General features: G+C 68.6%; 16 protein-coding genes and 1 riboswitch. Of the genes, 8 read left to right on the top strand and 8 right to left on the bottom strand.

What is annotated here, in order from left to right:
* A partial coding sequence (locus JWP90_RS01800; protein WP_297358978.1) for an EamA family transporter occupies positions 1–894 on the top strand: 894 nt, incomplete at its 5' end.
* On the opposite strand, the gene JWP90_RS01805 is transcribed toward JWP90_RS01800, so the two are convergent.
* Genes JWP90_RS01805 through JWP90_RS01815 form a run of 3 tightly spaced genes read right to left on the bottom strand, consistent with a single transcriptional unit; the run spans position 829 to position 6,676 of the window.
* The gene (locus JWP90_RS01805) at positions 829–4,302 is read right to left on the bottom strand and encodes an error-prone DNA polymerase (RefSeq protein ID WP_297358980.1); all 3,474 of its coding nucleotides are present in this window, start codon (positions 4,300–4,302) and stop codon (positions 829–831) included. The two genes, JWP90_RS01800 and JWP90_RS01805, sit on opposite strands and share 66 nt — an antisense overlap.
* Positions 4,303–4,325: 23 nt before the next feature.
* Positions 4,326–5,894 (bottom strand): DNA polymerase Y family protein, encoded by a 1,569-nt coding sequence (locus tag JWP90_RS01810; protein ID WP_297358982.1) that lies wholly within the window; start codon positions 5,892–5,894, stop codon positions 4,326–4,328.
* Between the two features lie 29 nt (positions 5,895–5,923).
* Positions 5,924–6,676, bottom strand: coding sequence for a hypothetical protein (locus tag JWP90_RS01815; RefSeq protein ID WP_297358984.1), 753 nt, complete (start codon positions 6,674–6,676; stop codon positions 5,924–5,926).
* A gap of 129 nt (positions 6,677–6,805) precedes the next feature.
* On the opposite strand from JWP90_RS01815, the gene JWP90_RS01820 reads away from it, so the two are divergent.
* Positions 6,806–7,984, top strand: a complete 1,179-nt coding sequence (locus tag JWP90_RS01820) for a methyltransferase (protein WP_297358987.1) — start codon at positions 6,806–6,808, stop codon at positions 7,982–7,984.
* On the opposite strand, the gene JWP90_RS01825 is transcribed toward JWP90_RS01820, so the two are convergent.
* Both JWP90_RS01825 and JWP90_RS01830 read right to left on the bottom strand, forming a co-directional pair.
* A complete protein-coding gene (locus JWP90_RS01825; protein ID WP_297358989.1) occupies positions 7,981–8,910 on the bottom strand; it encodes an aldose 1-epimerase family protein in 930 nt (309 codons plus the stop codon). The two genes, JWP90_RS01820 and JWP90_RS01825, sit on opposite strands and share 4 nt — an antisense overlap.
* Before the next feature lie 146 nt (positions 8,911–9,056).
* Complete coding sequence (locus JWP90_RS01830; RefSeq protein WP_297358991.1) at positions 9,057–9,869, bottom strand: DeoR/GlpR family DNA-binding transcription regulator; 813 nt, start codon at positions 9,867–9,869, stop codon at positions 9,057–9,059.
* A 98-nt stretch (positions 9,870–9,967) separates the two neighbouring features.
* Between JWP90_RS01830 and galT the strand changes: the two genes are divergently transcribed.
* Positions 9,968–11,089, top strand: coding sequence for a galactose-1-phosphate uridylyltransferase (galT, locus tag JWP90_RS01835; protein WP_297358993.1), 1,122 nt, complete (start codon positions 9,968–9,970; stop codon positions 11,087–11,089).
* Positions 11,086–12,246: a galactokinase gene (gene galK, locus JWP90_RS01840; protein WP_297358995.1), complete on the top strand. Its 1,161-nt coding sequence runs from the start codon at positions 11,086–11,088 to the stop codon at positions 12,244–12,246. Before galT ends, galK begins: the two co-directional genes overlap by 4 nt.
* Before the next feature lie 126 nt (positions 12,247–12,372).
* Here the strand turns inward: galK and JWP90_RS01845 are convergent, their stop codons facing one another.
* The 3 genes from JWP90_RS01845 to glyA form a co-directional block, all read right to left on the bottom strand.
* A complete protein-coding gene (locus JWP90_RS01845; protein ID WP_297358997.1) occupies positions 12,373–12,858 on the bottom strand; it encodes a YbaK/EbsC family protein in 486 nt (161 codons plus the stop codon).
* 159 nt (positions 12,859–13,017) lie between these two features.
* Positions 13,018–13,899, bottom strand: a complete 882-nt coding sequence (locus tag JWP90_RS01850; protein WP_297358999.1) for a bifunctional methylenetetrahydrofolate dehydrogenase/methenyltetrahydrofolate cyclohydrolase — start codon at positions 13,897–13,899, stop codon at positions 13,018–13,020.
* Between the two features lie 6 nt (positions 13,900–13,905).
* Complete coding sequence (glyA, locus tag JWP90_RS01855) at positions 13,906–15,177, bottom strand: serine hydroxymethyltransferase (protein ID WP_297359001.1); 1,272 nt, start codon at positions 15,175–15,177, stop codon at positions 13,906–13,908.
* A gap of 38 nt (positions 15,178–15,215) precedes the next feature.
* Positions 15,216–15,341, bottom strand: a riboswitch (ZMP/ZTP riboswitch).
* A 179-nt stretch (positions 15,342–15,520) separates the two neighbouring features.
* On the opposite strand from glyA, the gene JWP90_RS01860 reads away from it, so the two are divergent.
* The 4 genes from JWP90_RS01860 to JWP90_RS01875 all read left to right on the top strand — a co-directional run bounded on the left by JWP90_RS01860 (position 15,521) and on the right by JWP90_RS01875 (position 19,899).
* The gene (locus tag JWP90_RS01860) at positions 15,521–17,065 is read left to right on the top strand and encodes a beta-N-acetylhexosaminidase (protein WP_297359003.1); all 1,545 of its coding nucleotides are present in this window, start codon (positions 15,521–15,523) and stop codon (positions 17,063–17,065) included.
* An 85-nt stretch (positions 17,066–17,150) separates the two neighbouring features.
* Positions 17,151–18,041 (top strand): SIS domain-containing protein, encoded by an 891-nt coding sequence (locus JWP90_RS01865; RefSeq protein ID WP_297359005.1) that lies wholly within the window; start codon positions 17,151–17,153, stop codon positions 18,039–18,041.
* Complete coding sequence (locus tag JWP90_RS01870; RefSeq protein ID WP_297359007.1) at positions 18,038–18,985, top strand: ROK family protein; 948 nt, start codon at positions 18,038–18,040, stop codon at positions 18,983–18,985. Before JWP90_RS01865 ends, JWP90_RS01870 begins: the two co-directional genes overlap by 4 nt.
* Positions 18,982–19,899, top strand: a complete 918-nt coding sequence (locus JWP90_RS01875) for a 1-phosphofructokinase family hexose kinase (RefSeq protein WP_297359009.1) — start codon at positions 18,982–18,984, stop codon at positions 19,897–19,899. Before JWP90_RS01870 ends, JWP90_RS01875 begins: the two co-directional genes overlap by 4 nt.
* Positions 19,900–20,028 lie beyond the last annotated feature (129 nt).

Consider the following 20,028-nt stretch of genomic DNA (forward strand, 5'->3'; position numbering starts at 1 on the left):
GTGATCTGGGGAGTCAACTTCGTCGCCATCGACGAAGGACTTGCCGGCGTGCCTCCCCTTGTCTTCGTCGCGATGCGGTTCCTCCTCGTGGCGATCCCTGCCGTCTTCTTTCTTCGGCCGCCGGCAATCGGGTGGCGGAACATCCTGTTGATCGGTGTCTTCCTCAGCCTGGGTCAATTCTGCCTGCTCTACCTGGCGCTGCACCTCGGCATGCCCGCCGGTCTCGCTTCGCTGCTGCTGCAGACCCAGGTCATCCTCACCATCGTCATCTCGGCCGGTTTCCTCGGCGAACGCCCGAGCCGCCTCCAGCTCGCCGGCGTGCTCGTCGGGTCGATCGGTCTCGGCATCGTGGTCGTCGGCCACAGCGTCACGGCACCGTGGGTGCCGATGGTGGTCACGCTGGGCGCCGCGCTGTCGTGGGCGATCGGCAACGTCCTCAGCCGCCGCGCGAAGGCCGCATCCGGGCTCTCCCTGGTCGTGTGGTCTGCTCTCGTCGTCCCCGTCCCGAGCTTCGCGCTGGCGCTGATGCTCGACGGCCCGGATACGGTGTTCGGCGCCCTGGCGAATCTGTCGCTCGTCGCGATCCTCAGCACGGTGTACACCGTGGTCGCGGCGTCACTGATCGGTTACGGGATCTGGAACACCCTCATGGCGCGTTATCCGACGAGCGCCGTCGTGCCGTTCACCCTGCTCGTGCCGGTGATCGGCATCGCCGCAGCCTGGCTGGTGCAGGGTGAGGTGCCGACGTTCAGCGAGATCCTCGGCGGTGCGGTGATGCTCGCCGGGCTGGCGACGGCTGTTATCCGGTGGGAGCGGCGTTCGCCGGTGTCACTGGAAGTCCCTGGACCGGGTCCGAGCGCTCAGGGGGAGCGGTTCGAGCCGGTCGGCCAGTAGGTTGATGATGCCCTCAGGGGACCGTTCCAGGATGCCACGGACGATCATCGCCGGGGCCTCCCTCGCTGTCCTCCGGTAGCGCCCCCATACGCCGACGCTGCAGATCACGTTGACGAGCCCGGTTTCATCCTCAAGGTTGACGAATGTGATGCCGCTCGCCGTCGCCGGGCGTTGCCGATGGGTGACGACACCGCCGACCTCGATCCTCCGCCCGGATTCGGTGGTTTTGAGTTGCTCAGCGCTCTTCACACCCCGCTCGGCCAGCATCTGCCGGACATGCCGGATCGGGTGATCGTCAGGGGTGACACCGGTCGACCACAGGTCGTTGATCACCTGCTCCTCATCGGTGAGCATCGCGAACAGCGGCGGCTGCACGGTGAGGGAGCTTCCCTGCAACTGGTCAGGACGCTCCTGGGATGCCTGCTCCGAGTCCCACAGGGCACCTCGCTTCGAAAGCCCGAAGCTGTCGAACGCACCGGCGGCGGAAAGGGCCTCGAGCTGGGCGGAGTTGAGGCCGACCCGGCGTGCCAGGTCGCGCATGTCGCGGTAATCGCCGCCGCGTTCCCGCTCGGCCACGATCTGCTCGGCTTTGCGCACCCCGATCGAGGTGACGGCGGCAAGCCCGAGCCGCACCGCGTAATGCCCGTCACGACGGTGGGTGGCCGGGTCGAACGGCGCCGACCGGTCGAAGGCTTCGACCGGGGGCTGGGTGTGATCAAGGCAGGTGTCGAGGCCGGTGGGTTTTGGGACTGCTGATCTCGATACACCGGCCTCGCTTCGCTCGGTCGGCACTCGATCAGCGAGCGGGGCCTCAGCGGGTGGAACAGTGAGCGGCTCCAGCCCCGCCTCCACCCCGGAGAGCAGGATGTCGGGGCGCCGCGTCTCGACACCGTGCCTGGTGGCATCCGCGACGAGGGACTGCGGTGAGTAGAACCCCATCGGCTGGGCCCGGAGCAGGGCGGCCAGAAACGCGGCAGGGTAGTGCAGCCGCATCCACGCGCTGGCGTAGACGAGCAGGGCGAAGCTGATCGAGTGGCTCTCGGCGAAGCCGAAGTTCGCGAAGGCCTGGATCTTCAGATAGATGGTGTCTGCGTCCTCGCCGGTGATCCCGTTCTCCGCCATTCCCCTGTAGAGCTTCGCTTTGAGCGATTCGATCTTCTCCTGCCCGCGTTTGGATCCCATCGCCCGGCGCAGAAGGTCGGCATCCTCTCCGGTGCAGCCGCCGACGACCATGGCCCTCTGCATCAGCTGCTCCTGGAACAACGGCACCCCGAGGGTGCGTTTCAGCACCGGTTCAAGATCCGGGTGCAGGTAGGTGACCGGTTCTCCCCCGGTGCGCCTCCGGATGTAGGGGTGCACGGCACCGCCCTGGATCGGCCCCGGCCGCACCATCGCGATCTGGATCACCAGGTCGTAGAAGCGCCGCGGTTGCAGCCGGGGCAGCATGCCCATCTGCGCGCGGCTCTCCACCTGGAACACCCCGACGGTGTCGGCACGGCAGAGCTGGTCGTAGACCCCCTGCTCCTCCTTCGGCATCGACTGGAGGTCCCATCGTTCACCGCAGTGCTCGTCGGCGAGGTCGAATGAATACTGCAGCGCGGCGAGCATGCCGAGCCCGAGCAGGTCGAACTTGACGAGGCCCATCCAGGCGCAGTCGTCCTTGTCCCACTGCAGCACCGTGCGCCCGTCCATCCGGGCGTGCTCGATCGGGCACACTTCGCCGACAGGCCGGTCGGTGAGCACCATGCCTCCTGAGTGGATGCCGAGGTGCCGCGGAAAGGTCAGCACCTGCTGGGCGAGATCCACCACGGGTTGCGGGATGTCGTGGTCATCACTCGAGGTGACCGCACCCCAGCGTTCCACCTGCTTCGACCAGGCATCCTGCTGCCCAGGACTGTGGCCGAGAGCCTTCGCCATGTCGCGCACCGCGAACTTGGGCCGGTAGGTGATGACGTTCGCCACCTGAGCGGCGTTGAACCGGCCGTACTTCTCGTAGACGTGCTGAATGACCTCTTCACGGCGGTCGGAGTCGAAGTCGACGTCGATGTCCGGTTCTTCATCCCGCATGCTGGAGAGGAACCGTTCGAACGGCAGGCCGTAGGCGATCGAGTCGACAGCGGTGATGTCGAGCAGGTAGCAGACTGCCGAGTTGGCCGCTGATCCGCGCCCCTGGCAGAGGATGCCGCGGCTGCGGGCGAACTGCACGATCTCGTGGACGATGAGGAAGTAGCCGGGGAAGTCCTTCTGTTCGATCACGTCGAGCTCCCGTTCGATCCGTTCGGTGACGGAGGCGTCGGCGCCTGGGTAGCGTCTCGCAGCTCCTTGCCAGGTGAGTTCCCGCAGCCAGCTCATCGGGGTGTGGCCCTCAGGGACCTCCTGCAGCGGCAGCCCGGGTTTCACGCTGCGCAACCGGAATGCCAGCTCGTCGGCGATCTCGACGGTGCGGGCGACGGCGCCAGGGTAGCGGGCGAACCGGCGGGCCATCTCGGCGCCGCTTCGCAGGTGCGCCGCTCCGGATGCCGGCAGCCAGCCGTCGAGGTCGTCGAGGCTTCTCCGCGCCCTCACCGCGGCGAGCGCAGACGCGAGCGGATGCTGCGCCGGTGTCGCGTAGTGCGCCCCGGTCGTGGCGACGACCGGTAACCCGAGTTCGGCGGCGACCGCCGCGAGGGTGTCGTTGGAGGTGGAATCCTCCGGGTTGCCGTGATCGACGAGTTCGACGACCACGTTGCCGTCGCCGAACAGCCGGACGAGTTCGGCGAGTTCCCGCCGCGCCCCGGCCGCGCCCTCAGCGGCGAGCGCCTTACGGACCGCGCCCTTGCGGCATCCGCTGAGCACCAGCCAGGTGCCGTCGGCTGCGGAGGCGAGGTCGGCGATGTCGTAGCAGGGCTTGCCCTTCTCGGCCCCTGCGGCGAGGTGCGCCGCGGTGATCGCACCGGCGAGGCGGTGGTAGCCCTCCTCCCGCCGGGCGAGCACGACGAGATGGGTGCCCTCGGGGTCGGGTTCGCCGTTCTGCGGTTTACTCAGGCCGATCGACAGTTCAGCGCCGAAGATCGTGCGGAGCCCCGGGTGGGCTTCGGCCGCCTCGGCAAGGCGGACGATGCCGTACAACCCGTCATGGTCGGTGAGGGCGAGACCGTCGAGGCCCAGCCGCGCTGCCTCCTCGACGAGCTTCTCCGGTGAGGAGGCACCGTCGAGGAAGCTGAAGTTCGAGTGCGCGTGCAGTTCGACGTACGGCACCGCTTCGGGGACGGGCTCGGGGGTCGTCTCGGGAATGTAAGCCAGTCGTTTGCGAGACCAGGCCGGGCTGTCGCCGCCGTCCGCCCCGGGGGGAGGCGAACCGGGCCGGCTGGTATCCGAGAGAGCGCGTTCGAACTCGGACCACGGCACGGGAGGGTTATGCCAGCCCATGCGAATTCCTCCTTTCAGCGGTGTCAGTCATAGCGGGCCTCCGCCCACCAGCCGGAATCGTCGAGGACGAGGAGCCAGGCTCCCCCACTCTCATCGACGAGCTGGAACCGGTTCAGCCGCCGGCCGCCGGCATCCCACCAGCGTTCGGTGACCGGCCACGGGCCCGCCCACGCCGAGACCGCACCGGGCTTGCCGCCGGGCTCCGCGAACGACACGGGAACGGCGGAAAGCTCGCCCCGGTCGTCGACGGCGACGTCAGCACCTCCAGCGCCGGAGACGAGGACCCGACGACGCTCGGGGAACACGGTCGCCGGCGGGGGCCCAGGTACCCGGCCGGGCCAGGGCAGCCCCTGCGATGCGCGAACGGATGCCTCCCCGCCCGGCGGCAGGTCGCCCCACGGCACGAGGATTCGGCGATCAGACGGCTGCCTGCCGCCGGCGATGCGGGCGGTGAGCACCCCGGTGTGACCGACCATGCTTTGCACCCGGGAGAGACCGGAGTGGATGCGCTCATCGGTCGCCCCGCCGTATAACCCGGCTTCGTGGTTGCCGGCCGGGTCGACACTCTCCGGTTCCACCCGGAGTTTCGCGATGGCGCTGTTCAGTCCACTCTCGGCGATGCCTGCCCCCTGCACCTGCCAGCGCACCCGGTCGAGCACATCACCGGCGGTGAAGAACCGGGGATGCAGCCAGGTGCGTGAGCGGGAGTCCCCGTTCTCGGTGGACACCTCGATCCGGATGGCCGTCGCGACGAGCGATGACGCCTGCAACCGTGCCACGAACTCCTCTGCGGCGGTGCGGAACGCGAAGGCCACCTGGTCGACCCGGTCGAGCGGCGGCTCGAATTCCACCACGCTCGAGTGGTCGGCCGGTGGCACCCTGGCGTCGACATCGCTCGGGTCGAATCCGGACGCGAGCCGGTGGGCGAGCACTCCGTCCGGTCCGAACCGGTCGCGGACCTGCATTTCGTCGAGCCTGGCGAAACTGCCGAGGGTGTGGATGCCGAGCCGCCGAAGCAGAGCCGCCAGTTCGGGGCGGGCGAGCAGTTCGACACCGAACGGGGCGAGGAACTCCGGCGAGCTTCCGGCGGGAACGATGCGGATGTTCTCCTCGGCCGGCGAGTGCAGTTTCGCGGCCTGTTCAGCGGCAAACGGGCCGTCGGCGATCCCCACCTGTGCGCCGGCGACGCCGACACTGCCGAGAGTGTGCAGCAGGGCCTCCGCTGCCTGTCGTTCCCCGCCGTAGTACCGGCTTGGCCCACGAGCACGCATCACGCAGGTCCCGGGGCGGGAGAGTTGCACGCCTGGCACGATCTGTTCGACGGCGGCGACGACCGGTTCGAACACCCGGTGGTCGAGCACCGGGTCGTACGGAAGCACGAGAAGACCGGTGCAGCGGGACTGGGCTTCCCGCACGCGGAGACCACGGCGGACTCCTTCAGCGCGGGCCGCAGCTGAGCACGCGAACACCTCACCGCGGTCGATCAGGGCGAGCGGGGCATCCGGTGCGAGGCCGAGTTCGGCCGCCACGGCATCCGTCGGCCAGTCCGGGCACCAGAGAAGGAGGGTTCGCACGGGTGACGAAGCAGCCATTCGAGAGGAAGGCGAAGGCAGCGGGCCGGTCATGAGACGGCCATCTCGTGTCGCTCTTGGTTGGCGGGCACTGGCCGGACGGCGGGCACGCCGGCCAGCCCGGCCGGGCGGATGCCCTGTTCGGCGTCCGGAAGCCACAACTGCTTTCGCCGCGGTTTGCCGGTGAGTGTGCGGCCGGTGACCGACACGGTCACCCGGCGGGCGGCCAGGTAGCCGTGGCCGTCGCCGAGTCCCATCCACCGGTCGTCTGATACCCGCAGCGTCGCTTCACTCTGTGGCCAGTCGCCGAGTGCAATCAGCGTTGACCCCCGCTGGCGCAGCCGCGACCCGAGCCGCGCAACCTCTGCGGCGGAGAGCGCGGCCGGTGGCCGGGCGAGCACCACCGTGACGACGTCGGCCAGGGCAGCGGTGACCTGCAGCCACTGCAGGCCAGGGTCGGGCACGAGCACGAGCCGATCGAGGTCGATGCCTGCCGCTGCCGCTGCTTCGACGCCGAGGGCAGGCAGGCCGACGACGCTGCACCACGCCCCTGCCGCACTTGGGCCGGCGAGGAGCGCGAGGGCAAGACTGGTCGATTCGTGCACCGAATAGGCGGTACCGGCGCGGAGCACCCCGCCCGGCAGCAGTTCGGCGATTCCCGGGGATGTCGGTAGTCCCTGCGAATCTATCCGGGTGCGCTGCATCCCTCGAATACGCGCCTGCAGCTCCGCGACCTGGCTCGCCACCGGAACGGGCGAACCGGCGAAAACCGCGGGTCGAGAAGAGGCAACGGACAGGGACATGCGTTAATGGTCGAACACATGTTCGATTAAGTCAATCGGGCGAAACAGCCCGGGAGAGTCACCTGCCTTCCACCCCTGTCATACTGAAATCCGATCCCGAAATGGCAGGAATGCCCCGAAAGCAGACGAATGTCCGACAGGACCAGCACCCAGGCAACGACCTCTCCTGTCGAACCCGCACGGATCTCCTGGGTCGAGCACGGCTCACCCCGCTCAGCGCTCTGGCGCTCCGAGAGCGGCTGGCCGCCCCCCGCTGCCGTTCTGCTCGGCAGCGACGACCTCACCGCCGAGAAGGCGTTCCGGCTCGCGTCAGCGGGAACCGCCATCCTCTGGACAGGTGACTTCCACAACGCCAGGCAGCTTCTCAGCGCGATGGGCCGGCGCCTCGCCGATTCTCCCCGGCCGAGGAACGACAACATCACCGCGGCGTTCCACCGTTCACGGGAGGACGCTCTTCGGAGAGCGACCATTCTCGGGATGCTCCTGGTCCCGCTCTCCGCTGACGGCACCATTCCGCTCCGCCGCTCCCCCGACATCCGCCTCGCCGCCGTGCACGCCTGGGGTCCGGTCCGCGAAGCATCCGTTCTCTCGTTACGGGAACTGCTCGGCGTGATCGGCGCAGAGGAGTGGCGGACGACGGGCGTCCCGGTACCGGCGCTCGGCGCTCGGATCCACCCGCACTACGGGGTCTTCTCCCCCGTCCGCGGTGAATACCTCGACCTCGTCGCCACCGCCCCGCTCCTCCCGGATGCGGTCACCGCTTTCGACATCGGCACAGGCACCGGGGTGCTGTCAGCGATCCTCGCCTCCCGCGGCATCCGTTCGATCACCGCCACCGATATGGACCAGCGGGCGATCGCCTGCGCGCGCGAGAATCTCGCCGCCCTCGGCTTCGCGGATGCCGTCACCGTGGTCGAGGCGGACCTGTTCCCAGACGGTCGCGCCGACATCGTCGCCTGCAACCCGCCGTGGATTCCTGCGGTCCCGAAAACAGCAACCGACTTCGCCGTCTACGACGACGAGGGGCGGATGCTCGCCGGCTTCCTCTCCGGGCTGGCGGGGCACCTGACACCCCACGGCGAGGGCTGGCTCGTGATCTCCGACATCGCGGAACGACTCGGGCTCCGCTCCCGCGGCGACCTGCTGGACGCCATCGAGAACGCCGGGCTCACCGTGATCGCGAGAATGGACACCCGCCCGACCCACGCCAGGGCAACCGACGCCACCGACCCGCTGTACGCGGCACGGGCCTCAGAGGTGACCTCGCTCTGGCGGCTGGCAGCGAAACCTGCCGCCGTGCCCGCTTAGACCGGCGCGAAGCCGTCGGCGCGCACGCCCCAGCTGGCTTCCCAGGTCTCGCCGGGGGCGAGCCATTTCAGGCCCTGGCCGGAGTTGAAGGCATCCGTCGGCGCCGACATCGGCTCGATCGCGATGGCCTTCGACTGCCCGGGGTACAGCTCTGTGGTGAACACCTGCCAGTACGGGAAGTTCTCGTCACCCCAGACCGTGACGGTGCGCCCGTCCGGTGCCGATATGGAATGCTCCGAGACGCCGTCCTGGATCACCGCACCGCCGAACCCGTCGTCGAGCTGGAGTTCGCCGAGCAGCACTCCCTCGCGGAGATCGTACGGCGTGCCGTCAACGGGAACCTCGGCTGTGGGCAGCGATCGCTCATCGGCTTCGAAGTGGGTGGTGACGTTCACGGTGACCGTGAGATCCTCCGGCTTCTCGTCGCCGATCGTGAAGAACGGGTGAGCTCCGATCGCGACAGGCGCCTCAGCATCCGACTGGTTCGTGACCGTGTGGGTGACGTCGATGCCGGCATCGACGAGCCGGTAGGTGACGGCGGTGTCGAGGAGGAACGGGTACCCGTTCTGCGGGAACACTTTCGCCTCGAGCCGCAGAGTCGACTCCGTGCGCGCTCGGACCGAGTACGGGCTGAAACGCAGCAGGCCATGGATGGCGTTGCTCTTCGCCGGCTCGGTGATGGCGAGTTGCTGGGTCTCACCGTCGAGGGTCCAACGCCCGTCCCTGATCCGGTTCGGCCAGGGCATCAGCACGATCCCGCTGCCCCATGGCCGTTTCACGCCCGCCTCGTATGGCGGCACGATGTCGATTCCTCGGACGCTCAACCGGCGGATGCCTGCAGCCACCTGGGTGATCGTCGCCGAGATGACGCCGCCTGATGGCGTTTCCAGGCTGAGGTCGAACTGTTCGCCGGTGACTGAGTTCATGGCTGTCTGGGCTCCTCGAGAACACGTATCTTCCGAGCGTAGTGCCTCGGCATGCCACCGGCGCCGGCTGGCCAGAAAGCGGTGCGACGGGAGGACCGTGTGAATGGCAGGTCGCCCTCGAGGTGACATTCGTCCGCGAGTGACGCTCAGGCGGTGAGAATTTCGACGCCGGCCGCCGACAGCTCGGCGACCAGCGCGGGGTCCGCCGTTTCACTTGTCAGGACCAGGTCGACCCGGTCGAGCGAAGCGATCGTGCCGAGGCTCACCTGGCCAAGCTTTGACGCATCCGCGACGACGATCACCCGCTCCGCTGCCGCAACCATCAGCTGTTTCACCTCGGCCTCCGGCAGGTTCACGTTCGTGACGCCGTGCACCACATCGACGCCGTTGCAGCCCAGGATGGCCACATCGGCGTGCACCTGGTCGAGCACTGTGCGGGCGAGCGGCTGCACGAGCGAGTGCTGGAGCGGTCTCAGGGCACCCCCGGTCACGATCACGGTGAACCGGGGGATCTCCGACTCGAGCTCGAGCGCGATGTGGAGGCCGTTGGTGATGATCACGAGGTCTTCCAGGTCGGTGCGCTCCCGGAGCGCCTGCGCCACGGCGAGCGTCGTCGTTCCGACATCGAGCAGGATGCTCTGACCGGAGCTGACCAGTGAGGCGGCAAGCCTGCCGATTGCCTGCTTGTCCTGTGCGGATGCCGTCAGGGACTCCTCGAAACTCGATTCACGGTCGCGCGCCTCCATCGGCACGGCACCGCCGTGGACCCGGCGGATCTCCTCGCCATGGTCGAGAGCGGCCAGGTCGCTCCGGACCGTCACCTCGCTGACACCGAAAAGGGTCGACAGTTCGGTGACCCGGACGAAGCCCCGCCCGCCGATGAGTTCGGCCATCCGCTGCCGGCGCACAAGGGCGGGCACGGCGTCCTCGCCCTCGGGCCCGGCTTGCTGAGCGATCACGCCAGTAATTTTCGGTTACTTTCGACTACTTGTCAATATCGAAAGCTTTTGCCTAGAATCGATGGCGTACTCGAAACCGCTCGGAAGGCGCTCCCCGGATGTCCCCCATTACTGTGCAGTCGGACGTCCTCGCCGACGGACGCGAGATCCTCTACTTCGACGACGCCGACACCACCCTCGCGACGAAGCGCTCCGCCGATTCCCGCGAGCTGCCCGGGCGCCCGCCCACCGCGTCGATGCGCCAGGATCCGCTGACCGGTGAGTGGATCTCGATCGCATCGGCCCGCCAGAGCCGGGCGTTCCTGCCGCCGGCACACCTGGATCCTCTCGCCCCACAGAGCCCGACGAACCCCTCGGAGGTTCCAAGTAGCTACGACGTGGCCGTGTTCGAGAACCGGTCGCCCTCGTTCGGTCCCCTGCTCGAAGACGACAACGCCCCTCGCGGGCTCGACGACCTCGCCGCGGTCGGAATCGGCAGGATCCGCACCTCTGTCGGGCGCTGCGAAGTGGTCTGTTTCAGCCCTGAGCACGAAGGATCGTTCGGTTCTCTCAGCCGCTCCCGCGCCAGGACCGTGATCGAGGCATGGGCGTCCCGCACGGCCGCTCTCTCCGCCCTGCCCGGCATCGAGCAGGTCTTCCCGTTCGAAAACCGGGGCGTCGAGATCGGCGTGACGCTTCTCCACCCGCACGGGCAGATCTACGCCTATCCCTACGTGACACCGCGCACCCAGCGGCTGCTGGCATCCGTCGACAATTACGGGCGAACCCTGTTCGCCGACATCCTCACGAGCGAACAGGCCGGTGACCGGGTCGTGCTGACCGGGAAGCACTGGACGGCGTTCGTTCCGTTCGCGGCGCGCTGGCCGGTCGAGGTCCACATGCTCCCCCACCGTCACGTGCCCGACTTCGCTGGCACCACCGATGAGGAGCGCGATGAGCTGGCCGTGCTGTACCTGCGCCTCCTCCGTGGCGTCGACGCGCTCTATGAGACGGAGACCCCGTACATCGCCGCGTGGCACCAGGCGCCGGTCTCGGTCGGGCGCGAGAACATCCGGCTGATGCTGCAGCTCACATCGCCGCGTCGGGCCACAGACAAACTGAAGTACCTCGCCGGGTCCGAAGCCGCCATGGGAGCCTGGATCGGTGACATCCCGCCTGAGCAGACAGCAGAACGCGTGCGCGAGGCGATCGCTCGCGCTGACAAGGAGAACCCCGTATGAGCCAGCTGAGCACCCGCGCCCTGGCAGGGTTCGAGGAACGGTTCCGGCGGGAGCCCCTCGGCGTGTGGCGGGCACCCGGCCGGGTCAACCTCATCGGTGAGCACACCGACTACAACGACGGTTTCGTCTTCCCGTTCGCCATCGACCGCTCGACGGTCGTCGCCCTTGCGCCCCGCGAGGATCGAACTATCCAGATCACCACCTCCTACAGCGAGGACATCGTCCGGATCGCACTGGAGAACGTTTCTCCGGATGCCATCTCCGGCTGGTCGGCGTACCCGCTCGGCGTGGTCTGGGCGCTCGGCGAGTTCGGCGCCGATCTGTCAGCCGCATCCGGATTCGACGCCCACATCGACTCGGACGTCCCCGTCGGCGCCGGTTTGTCGTCGTCCGCGGCGATCGAATGCGCCGTCGCGGTCGCGCTCAACGAGGTGTGGGGCCTGGGGTTCGATGACGAGACCCTCGCCAGGGTCGGCCAGCTCGCCGAGAACAAAGCCGTCGGCGCACCGACCGGGATCATGGACCAGTCGGCCTCCGTACTGGGGCACAAGGATGCGGCGGTGTTCCTCGATTGCCGCAGTCTCCGCGCCGAGGTGATCCCGCTCGGTTTCGAGGCGGCTGGGCTCGTTCTGCTGGTGATCAACACCCTGGTGTCGCACGCGCACGCCACAGGAGGGTACGTCGACCGCCGGGCGTCGTGTGAGCGCGGCGCCCAGGAGATGGGTGTTCCGTCGCTCCGCGATCTGGAAGTCGACGATCTGCCAAGGGCTTCCGAGGTTCTCGACCCTGAGACCTTCAAGCGGGTGCGCCACGTGATCACCGAGAACCAGCGGGTGCTGGACACCGTGCGGACGTTGCGGCTCGAGGGGCCGGAGGCGATCGGCGGCCTTCTCACGGCGTCACACGCGTCAATGCGGGACGACTTCGAGATCTCGGTGCCGGAACTGGATGTGGCTGTCCAAAGCGCGCTGTACGCAGGAGCAATCGGTGCCAGGATGACCGGCGGGGGCTTCGGCGGGGCAGCGATTGCCCTCGTGCGGACGGCCGAACTGCGGGCAGTGTCCGAAGCCGTCCTGGCCGCCTTCGCGAGTCACGGCTTCGAGCGGCCGGACCTGTTCACCGTCACCGCGGCCGACGGGGCGTCCCGCGCCGATTGACGCCGCAGCGGGACCAGCCGAGCGCAAGCGACGCGCAACAGAAAGAGACGCACAGCTGCGACGCTCGACAGGAGCAATTGCCCCCTCGTGAGCGCCAGATCCTGTTGGGTGTCGGTTCAGCCGCCTTCAGCCGGGCTCGACCGCCGTCGGGGTTCCGCCCGTGAGCCTGACCAGTTCGTCGAAGCTCGTCGGGAACACCGTGTGCGGATGCCCCGCAGCGGCCCACACTTCGCGATAGCCGGCGAGCGCGGTGTCGACGAACGTGCGGACCGGCGCCGGATGCCCGACCGGAGCGACTCCCCCGATGACCTGGCCGGTTGCCGCGCGCACCGTCGTGGCATCCGCGCGCTTCAGCCTGCCGCCGATCTGCTCGCCGAGCCACCCGGTGTCGACCCGGTGCGCGCCCGAGGTGAGGATGAGCACCGGCTCGCCGTCGAGGGTGAAGATGAGGGAGTTCGCAATGGCGCCGACCTCCACGCCGAGTGCCTCCGCGGCGTGGGCGGCCGTCGGGGTGGCGTCGTCGAACCACCGGACGTCACCGCCGACACCGCCCGCACGAAGTTCGGCCACGACCCGGTCGACGGATGGATGGTTCGCGGCATTCTCGCTCATGCCGGAATCCTACCGACCGACCTCAAATTCAGCAGATCCTTTGCGACACGCCGTGTGGCGCCCGCGACACGCCGGGGCGCGCAAAGGATCTCCTGAATGTGGAGCCCGATCTGGAATTGGGAGGTACATGGCAGGGAGGGACAGAGGCGGATGCCGTCCCTACGGGTTCAGCCGTTCCGCCGTGTCCACGACGTTGGTGAGCAACTGCACCCGCGTCATCGGACCGATCCCGCCCGGGTTCGGCGAGATCCACGCGGCCACCTCGGCTGCGGCCGGGTCGACGTCACCGACGACGCGGCTTTTTCCGGTCTCCGGGTCGGTCTCACGGCTCACACCGACGTCGAGGACGATGGCGCCGGGCTTCACAGCGGATGCCTTCACGATGCCTGGGACACCGGCCGCGGCGACGATCACATCGGCGGTGCGCAGCAGGTCGTCGAGGCCGACGGTCCCGGTGTGGGTCAGTGTGACGGTCGCGTTGAACTCCCGCCGCGTCAGCAGCGGTCCGATCGCCCGTCCGACGGTGACCCCACGGCCGACCACGACGACGTGCTTGCCTGCCAGTTCGATCCCATGCCTCTGCATGAGCTCGATCGCCCCGCGCGGCGTGCAGGGCAGCGGCGTGGAGATCGGCCGGTTGACGTTGAGGATCAGCCGCCCCAGGTTCGTCGGGTGGAGCCCGTCCGCGTCCTTCTCCGGGTCGACCCGTTCGAGGATCGCGTCGGTGTCGAGGTGAGCGGGCAACGGCAGTTGCACGATGTAACCGGTGCAGCTGTCGTCAGCGTTGAGCTCGTCGAGCACCGCCTCGAGCTCCTCCTGGCTGATCGTGGCGGGCAGGTCGCGCCGGATCGACTCGATGCCCACCTCGGCGCAGTCGCGGTGTTTCCCGGCGACGTACCACTGCGAGCCGGGGTCGTCACCGACGAGGACCGTCCCTAGCCCCGGAACGATCCCACGTTCGCGGAGCGCCGTCACGCGTTCCTTCAGTTCCGATTTGATGACGGATGCGACGGCTTTGCCGTCGAGGATCTGTGCGGTCATCGAGAACTACTGCGCGAGACCGGGGTACAGCGGGAACGCCTCGGTGAGCGTCTTCACTCGCGTGCGCAGCGCGGGGATGTCGGCGCGAGGCAGAAGCGCTGCCGCGATGACGTCGGCGACCTCGGTGAATTCGGCGTCGCCGAACCCGCGGGTGGCCAGGGCGGGGGTGCCGATGCGAAGACCCGATGTGACCATCGGCGGGCGCGGGTCGAACGGCACGGAGTTGCGGTTCACCGTGATGCCGACCTCGTGGAGGGCGTCCTCGGCCTGCTGGCCGTTGACCTCCGAGTTGCGGAGGTCGGCGAGCACGAGGTGCACGTCGGTTCCGCCGGTGAGGACGTCGATTCCGGCGGCGCGGGAGTCGTCGGCGGTCAGCCGCTCGGCAAGCAGGCGTGCGCCCCGCAGGGTGCGCTCCTGGCGGTCCTTGAACTCGGGCTGCGCGGCGAGGAGGAACGCCGTCGCCTTCGCCGCGATGACGTGCATAAGCGGCCCACCCTGCTGGCCGGGGAACACGTTCGAGTTGAGCTTCTTGGCGAGGTCCATGTCGCGGCTGAGGATGAAGCCGGAGCGGGGGCCTGCGAGGGTCTTGTGCACGGTAGACGAGACGACATCGGCGAACGGTACCGGTGACGGGTGCAGTCCTGCGGCGACCAGGCCGGCGAAGTGCGCCATGTCGACCCAGAGCTTCGCGCCGACCTCGTCGGCGATCGCGCGGAACGCAGCGAAGTCGAGCTGGCGCGGGTAGGCGGACCAGCCGGCGATGATGACCTGCGGCTTGTGCTCGAGTGCCTTGTCGCGGACGACGTCCATGTCGACGAGGAAGGTATCCGGGTTCACACCGTAGGAGACGGCGTTGTAGAGCTTGCCCGAGAAGTTGAGCTTCATGCCGTGGGTGAGGTGACCGCCGTGGGCCAGTTCGAGGCCGAGGATCGTGTCGCCGGGGGTGGCGATGGCGGAGAGCACCGCGGCGTTCGCTGTCGCACCTGAGTGCGGCTGGACGTTGGCGTATGCGGCCTGGAACAGGCTCTTCGCGCGCTCGATGGCGAGTGACTCCGCCACGTCGACGTACTCGCAGCCGCCGTAGTAACGGCGGCCGGGGTAACCCTCGGCGTACTTGTTGGTGAGCACACTACCCTGGGACTGCAGCACAGAGACGGGCACGAAGTTCTCGCTCGCGATCATCTCGAGGTAGTCGCGCTGGCGCCCGAGCTCCTGCTCGAGAACGGCGGCGATCTCCGGATCGACCTCGGAAAGTGGGGCGTTGAACGTTGACGACAAAACTGGCTCCTTAAGACAGCGGCGGACAAGAGGTAATCCGTATCGGCCCAGGCGTTCGGCCGAATCCGTGTCAGTCGCTCCCCGATGGTGACCATCCAAACCACCGACCCGGAAATGCTGTGATCAAGAGGTCGGTCGTTTTTACGCCAGTTACGACAGATCGATCATAGCAGCGGTCGGGATTCGGTTTACCTCCCGCCTGTTCGCGGACCCGACCGGACCGGCGCGCAGGGTTCCGCAGGCTTCTTCCTCCCGTGAGCGACGCGCCGGGAAGAAACTCCCCCTCCATCAGGCACTGGCGCGTGCTTTGATGGTGGCTGAAACCGACCGAGAGAAGCCCCAAATGACAGCGCCGATCATCCCCGTGCCCGCCGGGTTGCAGGTTCACGCAAGCGCGGCTCCGTTCGTGCTCTCGGTGTCCTCCCGCATCCTCGCGACGGATGCCGCGGCATCCGTCGCCGGGTACCTGGCGGGCATTCTCCGGCCGTCGACCGGATATCCACTGCCGATGGTGAGCCCCGTCGACGGGAATGTCGCCGGGCCGAGCGACATCGCCCTCCACCTCGACCTCGCCGACTCTCTCGAGCTCGGCGATGAGGGCTACCGGCTCGACACGTCCGAAGCAGGCGCGACGATCACCGCCGCGGGCCCAGCCGGTCTGTTCTATGGCGTCCAGTCACTTCGGCAATTGTTTCCGCCGAGCCTCGAGAAGCGCTCGGTGCAGAGCGCCCCATGGCAGGCCGTCGCCGCGACGATCACGGACCGGCCCCGCTTCGCCTGGCGTGGCGCGATGCTCGACGTCGCCAGGCACTTCTTCGACGTCGCCGCCGTTACCCGGTTCGTCGACGAGATCGTGCTGTTCAAGCTCAACGTCCTCCACCTGCACCTCACCGATGATCAGGGCTGGCGCATCTCGATACCTGGCCGGCCGGAGCTGACCGGCATCGGCGCATCCACCGCTGTCGGTGGCGGCCCCGGCGGGTTCTACACGGAGGAGGACTATGCGCGCATCGTGGCGTACGCTGCCGAAAGATTCGTCACCGTTGTGCCTGAAATCGATGTGCCAGGGCACACCAACGCCGCGCTGAGCGCCTACCCGGAGATCAACGCCGATCGCAGAGCGCGCGACCCGTACACCGGCATCGACGTGGGATTCTCCAGTCTCGACGTCCACGCGGATGCCACCTGGCAGTTCCTCGACGACGTGTTCCGTTCGGTCGCCGCGCAGACCCCTGGACCGTACCTGCACATCGGCGGCGACGAATCGCTCTCTACCCCGCCCGAGCAGTTCCCCGGGTTCATCTCCCGCGCCACCGCCCTCGTCGCCGCGCACGGCAAGACCCCGATCGCCTGGCACGAGGCTGGCCGTTCCGGCGATCTCGTGCCTGGCACCATCGGACAGTACTGGGGCTACCTCACCCCCCAGGACCACGCCGACGAGCTCGCCACATCGTTCGTCGAACAGGGCGGTTCTCTCATCCTCTCCCCCGCAGATGTCGCCTACCTCGACATCACCTATGACGAGACGACGCCGATCGGGCAGGCATGGGCGGGAGGCCCGACCAGTGTGCGTGCGGCGTACGAGTGGGAGCCGGCCGAAATCCTGCCACACGTCCGGGAGGAGCAGATTCTGGGCGTCGAAGCGCCGCTCTGGACGGAGACCGTCGCCTCGGCCGCCGATATCGACTATCTGGTGTTCCCCCGGCTCGCTGCTGTTGCGGAGATCGCCTGGTCGGCCCGGGCGGGAACGGCCGGACGGGACTGGGAGGATTTCGCCGACCGGCTCGAAGCCTGGTACCCCCGCTTCCTGGCGCTCGGAATCGGTGCGTACCGGGAAGGTGAGCCATACCCGAGCCGCGCTTCTGGCCTTTCAGACGGGACTCTGTGATGATCGGAACTGATTGGCCGAGCGCTGTGCAGCTGTTGCCGATTCCCCTCAGGCCGGACGGCCGACAACGGCAGGAGCAGAACCGATGACCGCACCCGGCGCCTGGATGAAGGAAGAGCTTGGAAGCCAGCCGGAGGTGTGGGAGCGTGCCGCCGCGCTGACGGCGGAGCGGGCAGTCCTCCCGGCGGAGGGGCAGCGCGTCGCCGTGATCGGCTGCGGGACGTCCTGGTTCATGGCGCAGTCGTACGCCGCGCTCCGGGAGAGGGCTGGCCATGGCCAGACCGACGCGTTCGCGGCATCCGAAGCGTTCCTCGACCGCGGCTACGATGCCGTCGTCGCGATCACCCGATCGGGGACAACGTCTGAGGTTCTCGAGCTCCTCACCGACCTGAAGGGGCGCATCCGCACGATCGGGATCGTTGGCGACCTGGCCAGCCCTCTCGTCGACCTCGCCGACGATGTCGTCGGGCTCCCGTTCGCCGACGAGCGAAGCGTCGTGCAGACCCGCTTCGCCACCACGGCTCTGACGTTCCTCCGGGCGTCGACCGGCGCAGATGTTTCCGGGTCGATCACCGATGCCGGGAAGGCGCTCACCGAGGACCTCCCCGAGGACCTGATCGCCGCCGAACAGGTCACGTTCCTCGGCCGCGGGTGGACGGTGGGACTTGCCCACGAGGCGGCACTGAAGATGCGTGAGTCCTGCCAGGCGTGGACGGAGTCATACCCGGCCATGGAGTACCGGCACGGACCCCTCGCGATCGCCGCGCCCGGTCGCGCTGTGTGGATGTTCGGGGATACGCCTTCGGGCCTCTCCGCACAGGTCGCAGCGACAGGGGCGCGATTCGAGGACTCCGCCCTCGACCCGCTGGCCGACCTCGTGCGCGCCCACCGTGTGGCGCTGGAGCGTTCGCTGCGCGCTGGCCTCAACCCCGACGTCCCTCGCAACCTGAGCCGTTCCGTCATCCTCGACGCATGACGGTGGGTCAGATCCTCGGCAACGGTCCTGCCGTCCTCGCGTTCGACGTCGGCGGTACTGACACCAAAGCGGGCCTCTTCGACGACCGCGGCTCGCTCGTGGAGGTGGTGCGGGTACCGACGCCGTACAGCACCGACGGCAGCGGGGACGCGGTGCTCGCCCAGCTCGGCGTCCTCACCGAACGGTTCGCGGCACGGCATCCCGACGTCGCCCCCCTGGCGGCCGGGCTCATCGTTCCCGGCCTCGTCGACGACGACGCCGGGGTGGGCGTGTACGCCGAGAACCTGGGCTGGCGTGACGTGCCGTTCCGGGATGCGGCGAGTTCGGCCCTCGGGCTCCCCGTCGCGTTCACGCACGACGTCCGCGCCGCAGGGACGGCCGAGTACCGCCTCGGCGCTGCCGGACGCTTCCGCAACGTCATGGTGGTCGTCATCGGCACCGGAATAGCCGGTGCTCTCTTCCTCGACGGCAAGCCGTATTCGGCCTCCGGCTTCGCCGGTGAGATCGGTCATTCCGTGGTCGACGTCGGCGGTGTGCCCTGCGCGTGCGGCGGGAACGGCTGCCTCGAGGCGATCGCCTCAGCAGGCGCCATCGCCAGGCTCTACAACCGGCACGCGTCTGTGCCGGTTGCCGGTGCCAGGGAGGTGCTCGAACTCGCCAGGTCAGGGAACGCGGCAGCGGCATCCGTCTGGGACACCGCAACCGATGCGCTCGGTCTCGCCCTCTCTCAGGCGGTTGCGCTGCTCGCCCCCGAGGCCATCGTGCTCGGCGGCGGACTTGCGCAGGCCGGAGACGCGCTTTTCACACCGGTCGAGGAACGCATGAACTCGTTGCTGACCTTCCACCGCCGGCCCGTGCTGCTTCCCGCGACGGTGGGCGAGAACGCGGGACTCGTCGGCGCAGCGCTCGGTGCCCGTCAGCGCCTCACCGAGGTGAAGGCGTGATCCTCACGGTGACGGCGAACCCGGCTCTCGACAGCACCATCACCCTCGACCGGCTCGACGTCGGAGAAAGCCACCGGGTTCAGCCGGCGGTCACCAGGGCCGGAGGCAAAGGTATCAACGTCGCCAGGGTCCTGCTGCAGAAGGGTTTCGACACGCTCGCTGTCGCTCCGGTCGGCGAAGAGGACCTTGCCGAATTCAGGCGTGACCTCGGCAGCATCCCGTCCCTCCTCCTGCCGATCCCTGGCCGGGCCCGGCGCTCCACCGCCATCGTCGAACGGCAGTCAGAGCGCACAACGGTGCTCAACGAATCCGGCCGGATGCTCCCGCGCGAGACCTGGGAACGCGTCGCGGATGCCGTCCGGTCGCGACTACCGGATACCGGCTGCCTCGTCGTGTCGGGGAGCATGCCCCCCGGCGCACCGGAGTCGCTGGTCTCCGACCTGATCGCCTCCGCCAGGGATGCAGGCATCCCGACGATCGCGGATGCCTCAGGCCCCTACCTGCTGAGCGCTGCGGCGGCCGGAGCAACCCTCCTCAAACCGAACCGGCGTGAGCTGTTCGACGCCACCGGCGAACACGATCCGCTTGCCGGTGCGCGGGCACTCCAGGCGGCCGGGGCCCAGCTGATCCTCGTTTCGCTCGGCGAGGACGGCATGCTCGCCGTGCCCAGGACCGGCGCGGTACTGCGCGCCCGGCTCGACGTGGTGCTCGCCGGCAACCCGACCGGCGCCGGCGACGCAGCCGTGGCCGGCGCGGCATCCCTGCTCACGGCCGGGATCACGGACGTCCGCGCCCTGCTCTCCCGAGCCACCGCCTGGGGCGCAGCTGCGGTTCTCGAGCCTCAGGCGGGCAGTGTCCACCCCGACTGTGACGAGCTCGAGCACCGGCTCACTCTCAGCGAAGACCCGGACTGAAGCGGGACCCGACGCCACGGATGACAAACCGGCGAACCACCCACCTGGACGGGTTTTTCGCCCGCGCTGTTCGCGCCGCCCTGGAGGCTGACGCCGGCCTGGTCGATCCCCGCCGGTACCCGGCCGCCG

Source organism: Mycetocola sp., assembly GCF_025464835.1.
In the GTDB taxonomy this organism is placed as follows: Bacteria; Actinomycetota; Actinomycetes; order Actinomycetales; family Microbacteriaceae; genus Mycetocola_A.